Origin of the sequence: Amycolatopsis sp. 2-15 (assembly GCF_030285625.1) — a bacterium.
Classification (GTDB): Bacteria; Actinomycetota; Actinomycetes; order Mycobacteriales; family Pseudonocardiaceae; genus Amycolatopsis; species Amycolatopsis carbonis.
In genome coordinates this window covers 8,092,148-8,110,070 of sequence record NZ_CP127294.1, presented here as the reverse complement: position 1 = coordinate 8,110,070, position 17,923 = coordinate 8,092,148, and the positions used below count along the sequence as shown (strand labels likewise).

General features: G+C 70.9%; 17 protein-coding genes. 3 read left to right on the top strand and 14 right to left on the bottom strand.

From position 1 onward, the window contains the following. Positions 1-35: 35 nt before the first annotated feature. The 11 genes from QRX50_RS40140 to QRX50_RS40090 form a co-directional block, all read right to left on the bottom strand. Positions 36-1,202, bottom strand: a complete 1,167-nt coding sequence (locus QRX50_RS40140) for an acyl-CoA dehydrogenase family protein (RefSeq protein ID WP_285968299.1) — start codon at positions 1,200-1,202, stop codon at positions 36-38. A 21-nt stretch (positions 1,203-1,223) separates the two neighbouring features. Then, positions 1,224-1,880, bottom strand: a complete 657-nt coding sequence (locus QRX50_RS40135) for a GntR family transcriptional regulator (protein ID WP_285968298.1) — start codon at positions 1,878-1,880, stop codon at positions 1,224-1,226. After that, the gene (locus QRX50_RS40130; RefSeq protein WP_285968297.1) at positions 1,873-4,092 is read right to left on the bottom strand and encodes a penicillin acylase family protein; all 2,220 of its coding nucleotides are present in this window, start codon (positions 4,090-4,092) and stop codon (positions 1,873-1,875) included. The genes QRX50_RS40135 and QRX50_RS40130 overlap by 8 nt, the downstream gene beginning before the upstream one ends. Then, a complete protein-coding gene (locus QRX50_RS40125) occupies positions 4,089-5,054 on the bottom strand; it encodes an ABC transporter ATP-binding protein (RefSeq protein ID WP_285968296.1) in 966 nt (321 codons plus the stop codon). Before QRX50_RS40125 ends, QRX50_RS40130 begins: the two co-directional genes overlap by 4 nt. Next, a complete protein-coding gene (locus tag QRX50_RS40120; protein ID WP_285968295.1) occupies positions 5,054-6,007 on the bottom strand; it encodes an ABC transporter ATP-binding protein in 954 nt (317 codons plus the stop codon). The genes QRX50_RS40125 and QRX50_RS40120 overlap by 1 nt, the downstream gene beginning before the upstream one ends. Then, on the bottom strand, positions 6,000-6,845 hold the full coding sequence (locus tag QRX50_RS40115; protein ID WP_285968294.1) for a polysaccharide deacetylase family protein: 846 nt from the start codon (positions 6,843-6,845) through the stop codon (positions 6,000-6,002). Before QRX50_RS40115 ends, QRX50_RS40120 begins: the two co-directional genes overlap by 8 nt. Continuing rightward, on the bottom strand, positions 6,842-7,618 hold the full coding sequence (locus tag QRX50_RS40110; RefSeq protein WP_285968293.1) for an SDR family NAD(P)-dependent oxidoreductase: 777 nt from the start codon (positions 7,616-7,618) through the stop codon (positions 6,842-6,844). Before QRX50_RS40110 ends, QRX50_RS40115 begins: the two co-directional genes overlap by 4 nt. Further along, positions 7,615-8,469: an ABC transporter permease gene (locus tag QRX50_RS40105; protein WP_285968292.1), complete on the bottom strand. Its 855-nt coding sequence runs from the start codon at positions 8,467-8,469 to the stop codon at positions 7,615-7,617. Before QRX50_RS40105 ends, QRX50_RS40110 begins: the two co-directional genes overlap by 4 nt. After that, complete coding sequence (locus QRX50_RS40100; protein ID WP_285968291.1) at positions 8,466-9,455, bottom strand: ABC transporter permease; 990 nt, start codon at positions 9,453-9,455, stop codon at positions 8,466-8,468. The genes QRX50_RS40105 and QRX50_RS40100 overlap by 4 nt, the downstream gene beginning before the upstream one ends. Before the next feature lies 1 nt (position 9,456). Further along, positions 9,457-10,977 carry an ABC transporter substrate-binding protein gene (locus QRX50_RS40095; RefSeq protein WP_285968290.1) on the bottom strand — a complete coding sequence of 507 codons (1,521 nt, stop codon included), beginning with the start codon at positions 10,975-10,977 and terminating at the stop codon, positions 9,457-9,459. An 81-nt stretch (positions 10,978-11,058) separates the two neighbouring features. After that, positions 11,059-12,294 carry a threonine synthase gene (locus tag QRX50_RS40090; protein ID WP_285968289.1) on the bottom strand — a complete coding sequence of 412 codons (1,236 nt, stop codon included), beginning with the start codon at positions 12,292-12,294 and terminating at the stop codon, positions 11,059-11,061. A 395-nt stretch (positions 12,295-12,689) separates the two neighbouring features. Here QRX50_RS40090 and QRX50_RS40085 point away from each other — a divergent pair, with 395 nt between their 5' ends. Then, positions 12,690-13,415 carry a VldE C-terminal domain-containing protein gene (locus tag QRX50_RS40085; protein WP_285968288.1) on the top strand — a complete coding sequence of 242 codons (726 nt, stop codon included), beginning with the start codon at positions 12,690-12,692 and terminating at the stop codon, positions 13,413-13,415. Positions 13,416-13,535: 120 nt separating this feature from the next. Here the strand turns inward: QRX50_RS40085 and QRX50_RS40080 are convergent, their stop codons facing one another. Together QRX50_RS40080 and QRX50_RS40075 are read right to left on the bottom strand one after the other, a co-directional pair. Next, a complete protein-coding gene (locus tag QRX50_RS40080) occupies positions 13,536-14,402 on the bottom strand; it encodes a substrate-binding periplasmic protein (protein WP_285968287.1) in 867 nt (288 codons plus the stop codon). A 134-nt stretch (positions 14,403-14,536) separates the two neighbouring features. Continuing rightward, on the bottom strand, positions 14,537-15,097 hold the full coding sequence (locus QRX50_RS40075; protein ID WP_285968286.1) for a GDSL-type esterase/lipase family protein: 561 nt from the start codon (positions 15,095-15,097) through the stop codon (positions 14,537-14,539). Between the two features lie 87 nt (positions 15,098-15,184). Between QRX50_RS40075 and QRX50_RS40070 the strand changes: the two genes are divergently transcribed. After that, on the top strand, positions 15,185-16,090 hold the full coding sequence (locus QRX50_RS40070; protein ID WP_285968285.1) for a cyclase family protein: 906 nt from the start codon (positions 15,185-15,187) through the stop codon (positions 16,088-16,090). Between the two features lie 6 nt (positions 16,091-16,096). Here QRX50_RS40070 and QRX50_RS40065 read toward each other — a convergent pair whose 3' ends face one another. Beyond that, positions 16,097-16,762, bottom strand: a complete 666-nt coding sequence (locus QRX50_RS40065) for a GntR family transcriptional regulator (RefSeq protein WP_285968284.1) — start codon at positions 16,760-16,762, stop codon at positions 16,097-16,099. Between the two features lie 252 nt (positions 16,763-17,014). On the opposite strand from QRX50_RS40065, the gene QRX50_RS40060 reads away from it, so the two are divergent. Beyond that, the gene (locus QRX50_RS40060; RefSeq protein WP_285968283.1) at positions 17,015-17,848 is read left to right on the top strand and encodes an alpha/beta hydrolase family protein; all 834 of its coding nucleotides are present in this window, start codon (positions 17,015-17,017) and stop codon (positions 17,846-17,848) included. Positions 17,849-17,923: the final 75 nt, after the last annotated feature.

Sequence of the window (17,923 nt, the reverse complement as noted above, 5' to 3'; positions counted from 1 at the left end):
CATCCCCCGGGTGGGACCGCTTCGGCGTGTCGGTCTCAGTACGACTTGGGCAGCCCGAGCACGTGGGTGGAGACGTAGTTCAGCACCATCTCCTGGCTCACCGGCGCGATCCGCAACAGGCGGGCTTCGCGGAAGTAACGCTCGACGTGGTACTCCTTCGCGTAGCCCATGCCGCCGAGGGTCTGCATCGCGCGGTCGGCGGCCTGGAACCCGGCGTCGGCGCAGAGCCACTTGGCCATGTTGGCCTCGCGCCCGCACGAGAGACCCTGGTCGTAGCGCCACGCGGCGTTGCGGGCCATGAGCGCGGCGGCGTCCAGGCGCGTCTGGGCTTCGGCGAGCGGGAACGCGATGCCCTGGTTCTGCCCGATCGGCCGGTCGAACACGATGCGTTCGCGCGCGTAGGCCACGGCGTGGTCCACGGCGGCGCGGCCGAGGCCGAGGGCTTCGTGGGCGAGCAGGATGCGTTCGGGGTTCAGCCCGTCGAGCAGGTAGCGGAAGCCTTGGCCCTCCTCGCCGATGCGGGCCGAGGCGGGCACGCGCAGGTCGTCGATCGCGACCTCGTAGGAGCTGACGGCGTTGCGGCCCATCTTCGGGATCGCCGTCAGCGTGATGGCTTCGGGATCGACGTCCACGAGGAACAACGACATGCCGTCGGTGGGCCGCTCGACTTCCTCGAGCGGCGTGGTGCGCGCGATGAGCACCATCTTCTGCGACTGGCCGGCTTTGGTGATCCAGACCTTGCGGCCGTTGATCACGTAGCCGTCGCCTTCGCGGCGGGCGAAGGTGCGGATGCGGGTGGTGTCGGTGCCGGCATCGGGTTCGGTGACGCCGAAGCAGACGTGCAGAGAGCCGTCGGCGGCGCGGGGGAGGATCTCCTCGCGCAGGGCGGGGCTGCCGTGTTTCACGATGGTGTTGAGGCCGAAGATCGTGAGGTGCATGGTGCTGCACCCGTTCATCCCGGCGCCGGACGCGGCGACTTCCTCCAGCAGCAGCGCGGCTTCGAAGATCCCGAGCCCGCCGCCGCCGTACTCCTCAGGGATCGCGATGCCGAGCCAGCCGGCGTCGGCGAACGCGGTGTAGAAGTCCCACGGAAACTCACCGGCGGCGTCACAGCGCGCCCAGTACTCGTCGGGGAACTTCGCCGCCAGCTCGCGGGCGCCGCGGCGCAGCGCTTCCTGGTCTTCGGTCAGCCCGAAGTCCACGTCCTCCACCTCCGTGTGTCGTTATTCCGGCAGCGCCGACTCCAAGGCCCGGATGACCTGGGCGACGTGCCGGCGCGTCGCCTGCTCCGCGGCGGCCGTGTCGCCGGAGCGCAGCGCGTCCAGGATCTCCCCGTGCTCGTCGAGGCTCGCCTCGGGGCGGCCGGGGACGGCGATCGTCACGTTCTGGCCCAGCTGCAGCTGCGCGCCGAGCAGGTCGGCGATGGCCAGCAGGCGGCGGTTGGCCGAGCCCTGCCAGATCAGCGCGTGGAACTCGCGGTCTAGTTCGGCGTAGCGCGGCACGTCGCCGGCGGCCAGGGCCGCTTGCTGGCCGGAGACGAGATCGGCCAGCCGGGCGAGCAGCTCCGCCGGCTGCGTGCGGGCGATGTCGCGTGCGGCGAGCGTGTCGACGGCCGAGCGCAGCTCGTAGATGTCGCGCATGTCCGCAACGGTCAGCTCGGCGACGAAGTACCCCGAGTGCTGCCGCGCCACGAGGAATCCCTCGCGTTCGAGGATGGCCAGCGCGGCCTTGACCGGCGTCGGCGAGATGCCGAGGCGCTCGGTCAGCGGCCGCACGGTCACTCGCTCGCCGGGCAGCAGCTGCCGGTCCAGCACGGCCTCGCGGATCGCCTGGTACGCGGTGCGGACCAGGCTGGCCGGTTCGGGAGGCTGGTCAGTCACCGGGTCGCGGCTCCTCTTTCGTGGCTGGGTCTTCCGTGGTTGCGGGCGGGTGCATCGGGACGAGCTCGTGGCGCTGCCACGCGGTCAGCTGGTCAGAATAATGCGCGGAACCGGGCGAGCCGGACGCTCCGCCCGGAATCACCCAGCCGGAGGCGCCGAGATCGGCCAGATCGAGCACCTGCCGGTACACGGACAGGTTGGTGATGTCGAACCGCCCGCCGGGAATCCAGCCGTAGGCGCCGTTCTGGATCGTCTCGTTGTCACCGCCGATGCCGACGGCCGGCGGGTCGAACTCCGCGCCGACCACGGGGTGCAGTGGGTGCTTCGCCGCCGTGCGGTGGACCTCGCCCCACGGCCGCGGGCCCGTTTCCGCCACGCGGCGCCAGGCCGCGGTGAGCGCGTCGGCGAGCAGGTCGTCGCCGAGCCCCTCGGCGGGCCACTCGCCCTCGCGCGGCCAGGTCAGGCTCGCGAACCACCGGCGCAGCACCACCGGTATGCCCGGCAGCCCGCACTTCATCAGCCACGCCCGCGTGTCCGCGCCGACCTCGGCGTCCAGCACGCGCGCGGCGACCTCGCGGCGGAAGCACGCGTGCACGAGCCCGGTGGCCTCGCCCGGCCCGAGGTCGCCCCGGCCGGCCACGATCACGGCGCGGGCCCGCTCCGCGTCTCCGGAAAACGGCCCGCGCCGATCGAGCAGCTCCGCCCAACGGCGGGCCGCGACCGACGTCGTGTCGCCCTGCCACGCGCGCATGTCGTCGGCCGTCGCGGGGCCGGCCGCGGCGGCCAGCTCGTGGATGCGCTCGGAGCGGTAGGAATCGTTGACGGCGTGGGAGATGACCGGGTGGGTGGCGGCGGTGACCGTGTTGTTCGACGTGACGATGAGGTCTTCCGGCGGGTCCTCTGTCCGCGGCATCTCGCCGAACGGCACCCGGCCGCGCCAGCGGTGCGCGGCCTCCCAGCCGGGCACGGGCAGCTGCGTCGCGGCGTGGTTGTCGCGTGCCGGGAGCTGCCCGCGCAGCAGGTAGCCGACGTGCCCGCCGTGTCCGTTGTTGTCGGCGGCCAGCAGGTTGTTGACCGGGTCGACCCAGCCGTCCTGTGCGTCGAGCAGCGTAGGCACGTCGGGGGCGAGCAGCATCCGGCGCAGCACACCGAACTGCTCGCACGCGCCGTCGGTGGCCGTCCAGCGCAGCGACAGGGCCGCGCCGCTCGCGGGGTCGCCGTGCACGACGGGACCGTTCGGGGTCAGCCAGCAGCGTTCGACGCGGTCCTCGCCGTCGCGCACGTGGATGACCTCGTCGCGCACGGACGCGGCCACCCAGCCGTCGGCCGTGCGCACCTGCTCGCCGCGGAAGTGCTCCACGTAGAGATCCTGTGCGTCGGCAGCGGCGTTGGTGATGGCCCAGCCGACGCGGCCGTTGTGGCCGAAGTGCGGGAAGCCCGGCAGGCCGGGGAAGGTCGCGCCGGACACCGTGAACTCCGGGCAGCGCACGTGGGCCTGCCAGTAGGTGTTCGGCACGTCCAGCGCACGGTGGGAGTCGTTGACCAGCAACGGTTTCCCGCTCGCGGTGCGGCTTCCGCCGAGCACCCATGCGTTGGACCCGCCTTCGGACTCGCTCAGGAACCCGAGGTGGCCGGCCGCCGCCTCGACGTCGGCGCGGGCCTGCTCGAACAGGTTCGCGCGGGCGTCGTCGACCCGGCCCAGCGGCGGCACGGTGACGCGCATGCCCGGCAGCGGCCGCGGGTCCAGCTTCGCCGCCGCCTCGGCGCCGGCCGTAGCGCGCAGCACGGCGCGGGCGATCTTGTACTGCCACACGCCCATCAGCACGTGGCGGATCTTGAACATCAGCAGGGAATCCCGGGGTGTCCACGGTTCCCAGCCGATGCCGCCACGTTCGTGCTCGACCCCGGTGCCGTGCTCCGCGACGTGGGCGTTGAGGCCCGCCGCGTAGTGCTCGAACGTCGCGAGCGTGGCGGGGTCCATGGCCGCCAGGTCTCGGTCGGCGGCGTCGGCGAGGCGCAGCCGGCGCGCGAGCCGGTCGGCGGCCACGGCCGGCTCGCCCACGACCTCGGCCCACCGGCCCGCCGCGCGGCGGCGGTCGTACTCCAGCTGCCACAGGCGGTCCTCGGCGGCGGCGCGGCCGAGCTCGAACCACGCCTGGTCCTCGGTTTCCGCCACCACCGACGGAATTCCGTACTCGTCACGAGTGATCATGCGGCCCCGACCCGCGCGGTCTCGGCGTAGTGGCACGCGGCGGCGCGCGTGTCCGCGAGCGGCCGCAGCGCGGGATCCTCGGTGTGGCACCGGTCCGTGGCCAGCGGGCAGCGCGGGGCGAACGAGCAACCGCCCGATCGCGACAATGCACTCGTCGCTTCACCGAGCTGCTCCACGGGCTCTTCCCGGTCGTGGTCACGCACGCGCGGCCGGGGCGCGGCGGCGAGCAGCAGCTGCGTGTACGGGTGGCGCGGGTCGGCGAACAGCTCCTCGGTCTCGCCCTCCTCCACGATCCGGCCGAGGTACATCACCGCGACACGGTGGGCGAGGTGGCGCACCAGCGCGAGGTCGTGGCTGATGAACAGGTACGTGATCCCGCGCTCGTCCTGCAGGCGCCGCAACAGGTTCACCACCTGCGCCTGCACCGAGACGTCCAGCGCGGACACCGGCTCGTCGCACACGAGGAACTCCGGGTCGAGCGCGATGGCGCGCGCGATCGCCACGCGCTGGCGCTGCCCACCCGAGAGCTCGTGCGGGTAGCGCTGCGCGAGCTCCGGCGCGAGTGTCACGGCTTCGAGCAGCTCCCGCACGCGCGCGTCGAGATCGCCGCGGAAGTGGTGCACGCGCAGGGGTTCCGAGACGATCTGGCCCACGGTCATGCGGCCGTTGAGGGAGTCGTACGGGTCCTGGAACACCGGCTGCATCGTGCGCCGCAGCTCACGCAGCTGCTTCTTGCCGATCGAGTGCACGGCCTGCCCCGCGACTTCCACGCTGCCTTCGTCGGGTCGTTCCAGCGCGAGCAGCAGCCGCCCGGTGGTCGACTTCCCGCAGCCGGACTCGCCGACGAGCGCGAGCGTGGTGCCCTGCTCGACGCGCAGGCTCACACCGTCGACGGCCGCGACCGTGCCGCCGCGCACCGGGTAACGCTTCACCAGTCCTTCCGCGACCACGAGATCCGTCATCACGCCACCTCCTGGGATTCGCGGGACACCGGGTGCCAGCACGCGACACCTTCGACGAGCGCCGGGGCCGCGGCACACGTTTCGTCGGCGTGGTCGCACCGGGGCCGGAACGGGCAGCCCTCGAGCACCGCACCGACGGCGGGGACCTGCCCGGGAATGGTGGGCAGCTCCCCGGCCGCCGGGCGGTCGGGATCGGGCACCGAGCGCAGCAGCGCCGCGGTGTAGGGATGGCGCGGGGCTTCGAGGACTTCGCGCACGGTGCCGGTCTCCACGACCTTCCCCGCGTACATCACCGCGACGCGGTCGGCGATCTCCGCGACCACACCCATGTCGTGCGTGATGAACAGCAGCGCCGTGTCCCGCGTGCGTTCCCGCAGCAGCGCGAGAACCTGGGCCTGCACGGTCACGTCGAGCGCCGTGGTGGGCTCGTCCGCGATGAGCAGCTCGGGACTGCCCGCCAGCGCGATCGAGATCATCACGCGCTGGCGCATGCCGCCGGAGAGCTCGTGCGGCATCTGCCGCGCGCGCGCCGCGGCGTCGGTGATGCCCACGGACTCCATGAGCTCCACGGCCTGTCGCAGCCGGGCCGAGCGGCGCGTCGGCGAGTGGATGGCCAGCACCTCGGCGATCTGCGTGCCGATGCGGGTCGTGGGGTTCAACGAGCTCATCGGGTCCTGGAAGATCATCGCCGCCCGCGTGCCGCGCAGGCGCCGCAGCTCGCGTTCGCCGCGGCCGATGAGCTCCGTGCCGGCCAGCTTCGCCGACCCCGTCACCTGCGCGGCGGCCGGTTCGAGGCCGAGCAGCGACAGCGCGGTGAGGCTCTTGCCGCAGCCGGATTCCCCGACCACGGCGAGGGTTTCGCCGCGGCCGACGGTGAGGTCGACCCCGCGCACGGCTTCGCGGCCGGCCCCGAACGACACCTTCAGGTCCTGTACTTCCAGCAGCTCAGTCATGACCGGGCCTGCCCAACTCTTCGAGGGGGACTTCGTATCCGGCGCCGTGCTCGCGGTGGTGCGCCGCGAGCACGCCAGTGGTGGGGGTGGCCAGCCCGTCGTCGGCGACGACGGGGGCGAGCAGCGCTTCCAGCGCGGCCACGCGGGCGGGGCGGCCCGACAGCCACGGGTGGACGGTGATCATGCACAACGAGCCGAGCTTCTTCGCCGCCGCGATCTCGGCGGCCCAGCCGGACAGCACCTCGGGCGTCGTCGTGGGTGGCCGCGGATCCCCGCCGACGTAGCGGTAGTAGGGCGCGTCGTCGGTGGCCCAGTCGACGGGGACCTCCACGAGGTCGTCGACGAGGTAGGGCCGGTCCTCGCCCATCAGCGAACTGTCGTAGGTCAGGCCGAGCTCGTGCAGAACCGGGAAGACGTCGGTGGTCATGTCCCAGCTGGGGGAGCGGTAGCCGACCGGCCGTTCGCCGGTGATCGCCGTGAGCGTGTCCGCGGCGCGGTTCAGCGTGCGGCGCAGCTCGTCGCGCGTCAGGCCCGTCGGTGCTTCGTGGCACCAGCCGTGCAGGGCCAGCTCGTGCCCGCGGGCGTGGACCGCGGCCACCTGCTCCGGGTAGCGGTCGGCGATCCAGCCGGGCACGAAGACCGTCGCCCGCAGGTGCAGGTTGTCCATCATGGACAGCAGGTTGTGGATCCCGCGCCGCGGGCCGTAGCGCCGCTGCTCCAGCTCACCCACGGACGCGGGCGGGTTTTCCCGCGTGCGCCACAGGTGCGGCGATTCGCCGTCGAAATCGAGCGTGAAGCACACGGCCGCGCGGGCGCCGCCGGGCCAGGGGTAGGTCACGACGCACCTCCGGAGGGGGTGAAGTCGCCGGCGGTGCGCCCGCCGTCGACGTCGAGGGTGGTGCCGGTGACGAACGACGCGGCACTGGAGCACAGCCACAGGATCGCCGACGGCGCGTCGCCGGGCCCGGACGTGCGCCCGAGCGGGATCGCCCGGCGCATCTTGGCGACGTGTTCGTCCGGCAGCTCGCTGACCTCACTGCCGGGCGCGAACCCGGGGCCGACGCTGTTGACGCGGATCCCGGCCTCACCCGTCTCGAGGGCCAGCGACCGCGTGAGCATCTCCAGTGCCGCCTTGCTCGCGGAGTAGACGCCGCCGGTGCGGGTCGGGCGTTTCGCCGCGCCGGACGACAGGTTGACGATGCAACCCTGGGTGCCGGTGGCGGTCATCGTCGCGATCACGTGCCGCGCCAGCTGGTAGGGCGCGAGAACGTTGACGGCGAAGATCGTCTCCACCGTCTCGCGCTCGGTGGTGGCGACCGGCGTGCGCGGGTAGATGCCGGCGTTGTTGACGAGGATGTCGGCCGTCGGCCAGTGCTCGTCGATCGCCGCGATCAGCTCGTCGACGCCGGCGCCGGTGGTCAGGTCGGCCACCGCCGCGTGCGCGCCCAGCCGTTTCGCCAGCTCCTGCACCGGCTCGGCCCGGTTGTCGGACAACAGCAACTCGGCGCCTTCGGCGTGGAAGGCCTCGGCCGTCCACGTGCCGATCAGCCCGGCCGCGCCCGTGATGACCACGCGCTTGCCGGTGAACTCGCCTCGGTAGTCGGGGATCATGCGGTCTGCCTCGCCATCCTGCGCAGCAGCCGCGGGCGCGGCAGCTCGGCGCGTTTCGCCGGGTCCAGTCGGTCGCGGGCCGCGTCGCCCAGCAGGTTCACGGCCAGCACGAGCAGGAACAACGCGATGCCCGGGAAGGTCGCGAGCCACCACGCCGACGCGATGTACTGCTGGCCGTCGGAAAGGATCGAGCCCCACGACGCGGTGGGCGGCTGGACACCGAGGCCCAGGAACGACAGCGAGGCCTCGTAGATCACCATGAGCCCCAGCTCCAGCGTGGCGACCACAATGGAGACCGGCAGCACCTCGGGCAGCACGTGGCGCACCACGATCCACCACGCGGGCGCGCCGGTCGCGGTGGCCGCGCGGACGAACCCGCGGCCGCGGGCCTGAAGCGTCGCGGAGTGGGCGACGCGGGCGTAGCGCGGCCAGCGCACGAGCGCCAGGCACACCACCACGTTGAGCAGGCTCGGCCCGAGCACCGCGACCACGAGGATCGCCAGCAGGAGAAACGGCACCGACAGCACGATGTCGACCAAGCGCATGATCACCGCACCGAGCCAGCCCCCGCGCCAGCCCGCGAGCACGCCGAGCGCGATGCCGACGACACCGCCGGCCACCACGGCACCGATCGCGACGAGCAGCGAGACCTGCGTGCCGTAGATGACGCGGGAGAGCACGTCGCGCCCGAGCGCGTCGGTGCCGAGCCAGTGGTGCCCGCCCGGCGGCAGCAGCCGCTGCGCGAGCGTGACCTTGTCGGGGTCGAACGGCGCCAGCAGCGGTGCGAACACCGCGGCCAGCACGTAGATCGCGAGTACGACCAGGGGAATGACGATCGCCCGCCGGTTCATGCCGCACCTCCGTTGCCGCCGGTGGCGACGCGCCGGTCGATCACGCCGTAGAGCAGGTCGGTCAGCAGGTTGATCACGATGTACACCGCCGAGGCGAACAGCACGATCGCCTGCACCACCGGGAAGTCTCGCGCCGACACCGACTGGATCGTCAGCTGGCCGATGCCCGGCCACGCGAAGATCACCTCGGTCACCACCGCGCCGCCGAGCAGGTTGGCCAGCTCCAGCGCGGCGACGGTGAGCACCGGGATCGCGCTGTTGCGCGCGAGGTGGCGCAGCACCAGCCGGGTGGTGCTCGCGCCCTTGGCCCGCGCGGTGCGCACGTAGTCCTGCGACAGCTGTTCCAGCACCGCGCCGCGCGTCACGCGGGCGATCGCCGCCGCCGACAGCGACGCGAGTGTGACGGCGGGCAGCAGCAAGGAAAGCGGCCCGTCGTACCCGGTGGAAGGCAGCCAGCGCAGCGCCACCGAGAACACGAGCACGAGCAGCAGCCCGGTCCAGAACGCCGGCATCGCCTGTCCGACCAGCACGATCGGCATCAGCACACGTTCCTGCCAGCGGCCGCGTTTGAGCGCCGTGATCACCCCGATCACCACGCCGAACACCACCGACAGGATCAGCGCGGCCACCGCGAGGTTCGCGGTGTAGGGCAGCCGCTCGGCGATCAGCGCCGTCGCCGGCCGGTTCTGCACGTACGAGTACCCGAGGTCGCCGCGCACGGCGTTGCCGAGGAACGAAAGGTACTGGTGCCACAGGGAATCACTCAGGCCGAGCTGCTCGCGCACCCGCTCGATGTCGGCCGCCGTGGCGCCTTCGGGCACGAGCAACCGGGCCGGGTCGCCGGAGAGGCGCAGCGCGAAGAACACGATGGTGGTCACGCCGAACAGCGCGAGCACGGCCTGGCCCAGCCGGCCCGCGACGTAGCGCGGGGTCGCCGGCAGGCTCCTCGTCCGCCTCCGGCGGGCCGGCACTGCGATCGCCGTCATGTCAGCTCACCTTCATCTGGTCGAGGAACAGGCTTTCCGACGCATCGGGTGTCCACTGCAGACGCGAGTTCGCGCCGTACACCGCGTACGCCTGGAACAAGCCGATGCCCGGCAGGTCGCGGTTGAGCAGCTCGAACGCCTGCGAGTACAGCTTGGTCCGCTGCGCGGGGTCGATCGTCTCGCGCGCCTGCTCCACGATCTTGTCGAAGTCGGGGTTGCTGTAGGAGCTCCAGATCTCGCCGGTGTGGAACAGCGGGTAGATCACGCCGTCGGAGTCGAGGCACGAGCACGACCACTTGCCGAAGCGGATCGAGCCCCACTCGTGCGACGGGTCCTGCACCTTCTTCAGGTAGGTTGCCTGGTCGCTGTTCTGGATCTCCACCTGCAGCCCCACGGCGGCGAGATCGCCCTGGATCGCCTGCACCACCTGCGGGTCGAACGACGGCGAGGTCGCCATCACCAGCTTCGCGCCGACGGCATGCGCTTCCTGCAGCAGGCGTTTCGCGTTCTCGGGATCGTGGTGGTTGTCCGGCAACGACTTGTCGTAGCCGAACGCGAGCGGCGTGGCCATGGAGTTGATCGGCTTGGCGTAACCGCGCTGGAGGTTCTTGATCAGCGCGTCGTAATCGATCGCCTCGGCGATGGCCTTGCGCACGCGCGGATCGTTCGTGGCGCCGCCCTTGATCGTGTTGTACGCGAGGTAGGCGACACGTTCGGTGGGCGTGGACAGGATCGCCAGCGTCGGGTCGCGGCGGATCTGGTCCGCGGCGTCCGGCGTGAGCGTGGTCGCGAGGTCGACCTTGCGCGACTGCAGGTCGGCCACGCGGCTGGCCACGTTGGGCACCGCGCGGAACACGGCCGTGCGGATCTGTGTGGGCGGGCCCCACCACTTCGGGTTGGCCGTGAGCACGACCTCGGACCCCGCCGTCGCCGATTGGAGCACGAACGGGCCGGACCCGATCGGCTTCACGGCGAACTGCTTGTCCCCGACGCGCTGCACGTAGGCCTTCGGCACTACCGAGAGCGTGGTCAGGTAGCTCAGCAGGGTGGGGGAGGGGACCGAAGTGTGCACCACGAGGTCGCCGCCGGCGGCCGTGGCCTTGTCGATCACCGAGAAGTTCGCGTACTGCTGGCTGCCGAACTTCTTGTCCAGGATCCGGCTGATGGAGTACGCCGCGTCTTCGGCGGTGAGCGGGCTGCCGTCGCTGAAGGTCACGCCGGGGCGCATGGTGAAGTGCCAGGTGCGCGGATCGGTCTGCCGCCACTTCGTGGCGAGCCACGGCACGACCGCGTTCGTCTTCGGGTTCCGGCGCAGCAGCTGGTCGAAGATGTTGCGGTACACCGAGTACGTGTCGGTGTCGTACTGCTTGCCGGGGTCCAGTGTGGACGGGTAGTTGGCGGTGTCGATCATGATCGTGCCGGGGCCACGGCCCGCGCTCGCCGGCTGGATGCCGCACGAGGCGGCACCCAGAGCGAGTGCTGTGGCCAGGAGGAGCGCCGCACGGAAACGTCGTCGGTTCATGGGCTCGGTCCTGTCAGATCGGCTGCTGAGGTGGGGACATCAGATCAGATCCAATCGGGCGGCATAGGCCTGCGCGCAGGGTTAACGCGCGCGCAACACACCCCGGGCGGGGATCGCGTCGGTCTTCGCCAGCAGCGGCGCGTCGACCTCCACGGTCTCGGGGTACTTGATGCCGGCGCCGGTGTTGAGGACCACGACCTCGTCGTCCTCGCTCACCCAGCCGGATTCGCGCAGCTGGTCCAGCGCCGCGAAACAGGCCGCGCCCTCGGGGCAGATGAACGCGCCCTCGAGTGCGGCCAGCCGCCGTTGCGCGGCCAGCAGTTCGTCGTCGGTCACCGCGATCGCGGTGCCCTCGGTGGCCCGGACGGCGTCCAGCACGAGGAAGTCGCCCAGCGCCTTCGGCACGGTGATGCCGAAGGCGACGGTGTGCGCGTCGGGGAACAGGGTGCTTTCCGTGGCGCCGGACTTGAAGGCCTCGACGATCGGCGCGCAGCCGGTGGCCTGCACGGCGACCAGCCGGGGCAGGTCGCCGGAGATCCAGCCCAGCTCCCGCATCTCCAGCAGTGCCTTGTAGATGCCGATGATGCCGACGCCGCCACCGGTCGGGTAGAGGATCACGTCGGGCACGCGCCACCCGAGCTGCTCGACGATCTCGTAGCCCATCGTCTTTTTGCCCTCGAGCCGGTAGGGCTCCTTGAGGGTGGACACGTCCTGGTAGCCCTGGCGTTCGGCCACGGCGGCGCCGACGAGCTTGCCCGCGTCGCCGATCAGTCCGTCCACCCGGTACAGCTCGGCGCCGGCGGCGAGGCACTCCTTCATGGTGATCGCGGGGGCGTCGTCGGGCATCGCGATGAGACTGTCCATCCCGGCGCGGGCGGCGTAGAGCGCCCAGGCCGCACCGGCGTTGCCGTTGGTCGGCATCGCGACGCCACGCACCCCGAGTTCGGCCGCACGCGAGACGCCCACGGCGGCACCGCGCGCCTTGAACGACCCGGTGGGCACGAGGCCCTCGTCCTTCATGAGCAGCTTCGGCACGCCGGACTGCTTGCCCTGGTTCGGCAGCGGCAGCAGGGGAGTCAGGCCTTCGCCCAGGCTCACGATGTTGTCGCGCGAACGCACCGGCAGGACCTCGTGGTAGCGCCAGAGACTGGGTTCGCGGGCCGCGATGTCCTCGCGCGTCACCGTTTCCCGCACCCGCTCCAGGTCGTACCGCGCGAGCAGCGGCGCTCCCGCGGCCGACGTGCCGGCCACCTGGTCCGCCTCGTACCGGTCTCCGGTCCGGGAACACTCCAGGTGACTGAGGAACGAGAACGTCATGCCGCCTCCATGCGTCGGGTCCGAATCCCGAGAGTTTGGATCCAAAACGGCGGTTCGTCAACCGGGGTCAGCCTTCGGTATCGGTTCCGAGGCCTCTTCGGCCCTGCTCGGCCTCGTACGGGTGATCATGGAAAACGCAGGGCCGGAATGCGCGATGACCGGACTCGCGCTCGGTGACCGTGAACGCGCGGAATGGCTGCCGAGGCCCTGTCAATGGTAGGTAGCCGGAAATCCGGAACCGCAGCTGACCTGCATCGATCACTGTTGATCTGTGCGGACAATCACTCGGCAGTGACTTTGCCGTGTCCGATTCGTAATGTCGAGGCCGCTTTGCGTGCGCCGTCTCCCCGAATTCGCGGCGCGCGTTCCCCGAGCGAAGAAAATGGTGCACCAGGATGTCCGGAAGACATCGCTACCGGTCGCTGTCGTGGCGGCTGCCAGTCGGGGTCGGCGTGCTCGCCGCCCTCGGGCTGGTCGCCCTCGTGTGGCTGACGGGCGCTATCCCGGGCGGTGGGCAGGTCTCGGCCGCCGACCGCCTCGCCCTCAGCGCACCGCGGCCTGCTTCGAGCGCTCCGCTGTCCGCCGCCCCCGCGCCGAGCAGCACGACGCCGAGCAGTCCCACCCAGACGACCCCCAGTACGACCCCGAGCACGTCGGTTCCCAGCATGTCGGCCGCGTCCCCGAAGCCGACGACGAAGAAGCCGGTCGCCAAGACCAAGCCGAAGCCCCCGCCCGCGGCGACGAAGACCTTGTCCGCAGGTAAGGCGTGTTCGTCCACTTTGGCCGGTGCGCAATCCGGCGCGGCCCAGGTGGGCAACCACATCCTCACGAAGTTCAAGGTGAGCTCCGTCGGCGGCCGCGCCGGCCGAGGGGGCGCGAGTGACCACCCCGCGGGTCTCGCGCTCGACTTCATGGTCGACACCACGACCGGCAACGCGCTCGCCGCGTACGTACTGGCCCACCAGGGCGAGTTCGGCGTGACTTACGTGATCTGGCGCCAGCGCATCAACACCGGCAGCGGCTGGGATCCGATGGAGGACCGCGGCAGCCCCACCGCGAACCACTTCGACCACGTGCACGTGTCGTTCAAGGCCGGGGCCAAGGTGTCCGTCACCTGCTGAGCGGGTGAGCAGAACACCGGAAACGACAAGGGGTTTCCTGCCCAGCGTGGGCAGGAAACCCCTTGTCTTCCCGCTGCGCGCCACATGGAAAAGCGCGGCGGGGCACCGAGTCCCGTCCGGCTACGGGGTCGGCTTGCCCTGCTTCTCGATCTGCTGCTGGATCGAGGGCCAGAACTGATACATCTGCGTCGGGTACGGCAGGTTCGGGAAGTACTTCTGGTACAGCTTGAGGAACGTGCCGTCGTTCGCGAGCGCCGTGAGCTCCGTGTTGTAGGCGTCGAGGAACTTGGTCAGCTTCTTGTTGACCGCCTCCGCGCCCGGCTGGTCCTGCGGTGAGGTCAGCGCGACCTTGAGCTTGCCCGGGTGCTCGGTGAAGATCTGCCCGACGTGCGTCGAGCCGAGGACCATCGCGTCGAGGTTGCCCGCGAGCAGCTGGTTCACGCCCGCGCCGTCGGTGGCTTCGGACACGAGCTGCGACGTGGTCATCTTCTTCTTCGCGAAATCTTCCTGCGTGCTGTTCGCGCCGGCGCCCACGCGCTTGCCGGCCAGGTCCGGAATGGACTTCGCGGTCGAGCTCGCCGGGACCACGACCACGTTCTGGCCCCAGAAGATCGCCTTGGTGAACGCCACGCTCTTCTTGCGTTCGTCGCTCGCGACCAGGCCCACCGACATCAGGTCGTACTGACCGCTGGTGAGACCGGGGAGTCCGGCTTGGACGGTGGTCGTCTTGTAGACGATCTTGAGGTGCATCCGGTCGGCGATGAGGTTGTTCAGGTCCACGAGCAGGCCGACCGGCTTGCCGCTGGCGTCGGGGGAGACGAACGGGTAGTCGCCCGCCGTGACCGCCGCCGTGATGGTGCCGGGCTGGGCGAGGCCGAAGTCGTCGCCGGCCGCGGAATCGCCTCCGCCGCACGCGGTGACGGAGGCGGCGGTGAGTGCGGCGAGGCCGAGCGCACCGAGCGCGCGCCGCAGGGGAATTCGGTTCATGGGTCTCCTTCGCCAGACCGGGAGGTCAGGGCAGAAAGCGGGGAGCGCTGACGATGGAGCGGAACTATAGGCTATAGAACTTCAGGCAGTCAACGACTTGTAGTTCCGGCATCAGCACCTCGTCTCCGGGGAGATCAGTGCAGGTCGGAGGTGGTCCCGATGGCCGAGATCCGCTCGGCGAGCGCCGAGATCACGAGCCGGTAGGCGTCGCCGGTGAGGTGCAGACCGTCCTCGTGGACCGGCTCCCCGGTGGCGACGAGCGGCGCCACCGCGGCGTCGGTGTCCACCGAGTTCGCGGCCGAGACGACCTCGCGCAGCACGTCGCGGTAGGTGTCGAGGACGGCGTTCGTGCGCCCGCGTTTGCCGACGCCGTCGATCTCCTCGATCGAGGGCGGCAGGAACCCGATCAGTGTGGCGGGGGCGAAGGCGTCGGCGATCGTGCGCAGGTTCCCGGCGTACGCGTCGAGCTCCACGAGCCGGTCGGGCGCGCAGTCGTTGGCACCGAAGGACAACACCACCACGTCGGGCTCGGTCTTGGCGATCGTGGCCGCGCGGCGCGCCCCGTCGTCGCTCTTCCAGCCGCCCGCGGCGCAGTTGAAGACGACCACGTCGCCGGCCTCGGCCTCGAGCTGGTCGATGCGGGGTTTGGTGAACCGGCCCAGCATGCTGTCGCCGAACAGGACGATCTTCTTCACTCGTCGCCGCCTTCCCGCGGTTGACAATCTGGTACTTGTCGCTTAGAAAATACCAACACTCGGAGGCGAGCCGGAAGAGGTGGAGCGGTGGCGCGTGACTGGACCCGCGCCGAAGTCGAGGAGCAGCTCCACGGCCGCAGCAACTGGGGCCGCTGGGGTGCCCACGACCAGGTCGGCGCCGTCAACCTGATCACCGCCGCCAAACGGGCCGAAGCCGCGCAGCTCGTGCGCACGGGCCGCTCGGTGTCGCTCAGCCGGCCGTTCCCGACCCGCCCCCACGTGGACAACCCGCGTCCGGCCTCGCATTACACGACCAAAACGCCCCGCGGCACCGGCGGGATCTCCGGTGACTACTACGGCATCGAGTACCACGGCGTCGCCTCCACCCACGTCGACGCGCTCTGCCACGTCTGGGACGAACGCGGCCTGTGGCAGGGCCGCGACCCCGACGTGGAGCTCACCTCGCGCGGCAGCCGCTGGGGTTCGGTCGAGCATTGGCGCGAAGGCATCGTCACGCGCGGGGTGCTCCTCGACGTGCCGGCCTTCCGCGGCGAGCCGTACGTGACCCTCGATCGGCCGGTGCACGGCGACGAGCTCGAAGAGATCGCCCAGGCGCAAGGAGTGGCCGTCGGGCCTGGCGACGCGGTGGTCGTCCACTGCGGACGCGACGCGTGGGACCGCGAGAACCCGCCGTGGGGCACCGAGGCGAGCCGGCCGGGCCTGCACGTCTCCTGCCTGAAGTTCCTGCGTGACCACGACTGCGCCGCGCTGGCCTGGGACATGCTCGACCGGGCCCCGAACGACGGCGGAGTGCCGTGGACCGTGCACGGCGCGATCTTCGCCTACGGGCTGGCCGTGGTGGACAACTGCGCGCTCGAACCGCTGGCCGCCGCGTGTGCCGAGGAAGGTCGTCACGAGTTCCTCTTCGTGGTGGCGCCGCTCGTGGTCGAGGGCGGGACGGGTTCGCCGGCCAACCCGCTGGCGCTCCTGTGAGCGCGCTCAGGCCTCCAGCGCGGCGATCGCCCGGCGGCCGAGGCTGCCGAGCACGTGTTTCTTCATGGTCCGCTCGGCCGTGCGGGCGTCACCCGAGATCACAGCTTGGGCGATCTCGATGTGCTCGCGCCGCACGCGTTCCTGGTCCTGCGGGGAGTCCGGTTTGGACTGCAGGCCGATCAGCCGGTAGCGGTCGGCCTTGTCCCAGAGCCCTTCGAGCAGCGTCATCAGCAACGGGTTGTGCGAGGCCGTGTAGACGCTGCGGTGGAACGCGCGGTGCACGAGCAGCGAGTCGAAGCCGGTGGACGTGCTCAGCGGCTCGAGATCCTTGAGCGCGGACTCGATCGCCGCGATGTCGGCGTCGGTCCGGCGTGTGGCGGCGAGCTTGGTGGCCAGCGGGTCGAGGCGCTCGCGGACCTCGAACAGGCTGCGGGCCTCCTCGGCGTTGAGCCGGCTCACCCGCGCGTCGCGGTGGGCGTCGATCGTCACGAGCCCCTCGGCGTCGAGCCGTCGCAGCGCCTCGCGCAGGGGAGTGGTGCTCACGCCGAGCTCCGCCGCGAGCTGCTCCTGGGAGATGGACTGGCCCTGGATCAGCTCACCGGCCAGGATGCGCCGGCGCAGCTCCTCGTAGACGTATGCGTTCTTCGTGAGGGCTGGGCGGGGGTGGGTCATCGGCCTGGTTGTCTCTCTCCGCGGGGCTTGGGGGACCGCAAGGATATCGGTCTCCTCCCGCTCGGTGGGCAGGCTGTGGCCTGTGGTCTGCATCCTGTCGGGCCGGACGAGGCGGCCTCGTGGGTCCGCCCGGCCGGGGTTGTCGCATCACACAGGGTCCAGAGGCCTGATTTGAGTTTATAGCCTATATCGTCTTCGTCCGTAATGCATCGCTCGTGCCCGTCCCCGAAACCCGAGGAGCTCCCGGCTGCCATGACCACCACCGAACCCGACTCACAGGAAGCCCACTTCGTCGGCGCGACCCCGTTCTTCGCCTCCGGCCACGACCAGCGCCTGTCCTACGGCCTGTTCGTGCCGAAGGACCACACACCCGGCGCGGCCCCGCTGCCGCTGGTCGTGGTGCAGCACGGCACGGGCCGCTCGGCCGAGCGCTACCGCAACGAGTGGGCGGACTTCGCGACCCGCCACGGGTGCGTGATCCTCGCGCCGCTGTTCCCCGCCGGGATCGGCAAGCGGCGCGAGCTGCACAGCTTCAAGTTCCTGGAGTACGACGGGATCCGCTTCGACGAGGAGCTGCTGCACATCGTCGAGGAGGTCGGGCAGGAGTTCAACACCGAGACCGAAACCTTCTTCCTGCACGGTTTCTCCGGTGGCGGGCAGTTCGCGCACCGGTTCTTCTACGCCCACCCCGACCGCCTCGCCGGGGTCTCGATCGGCGCGCCGGGCCGCATCACGCAGCTCGACGACTCGCTGCCGTGGTGGCTCGGCACCGGCGGGTTCCGCGAGAAGTTCGGCATCGAGCTCGACCTCGCGGCCCTGCGCCGCGTGCCGGTGCAGCTGGTGGTCGGCTCCGCGGACGTGGAGACCTGGGAGATCAACAACGCCGGCGGTCCGAACTGGATGGACGGCGTGGAGAAAACCGGCCGCACGCGCATCGAGCGCATCGAGACGTTGCGCGACAGCTTCGAGCGCAGCGGGCTCTCCGTGCGGTTCGACGTGGTGCCCGGGGTGGCCCACCAGGGCAGTTTGGTGATCCCCGTGGTCCAGGACTTCTTCGCCGGCTTGCTCGCGAGCCGGTTGAAGTGAGCACTTCAGTCGTTGACTAACTTGTCGAACCTGCTACCGTGAGCGCCGCGTCACAGTTATAGTCTATAAGACGAA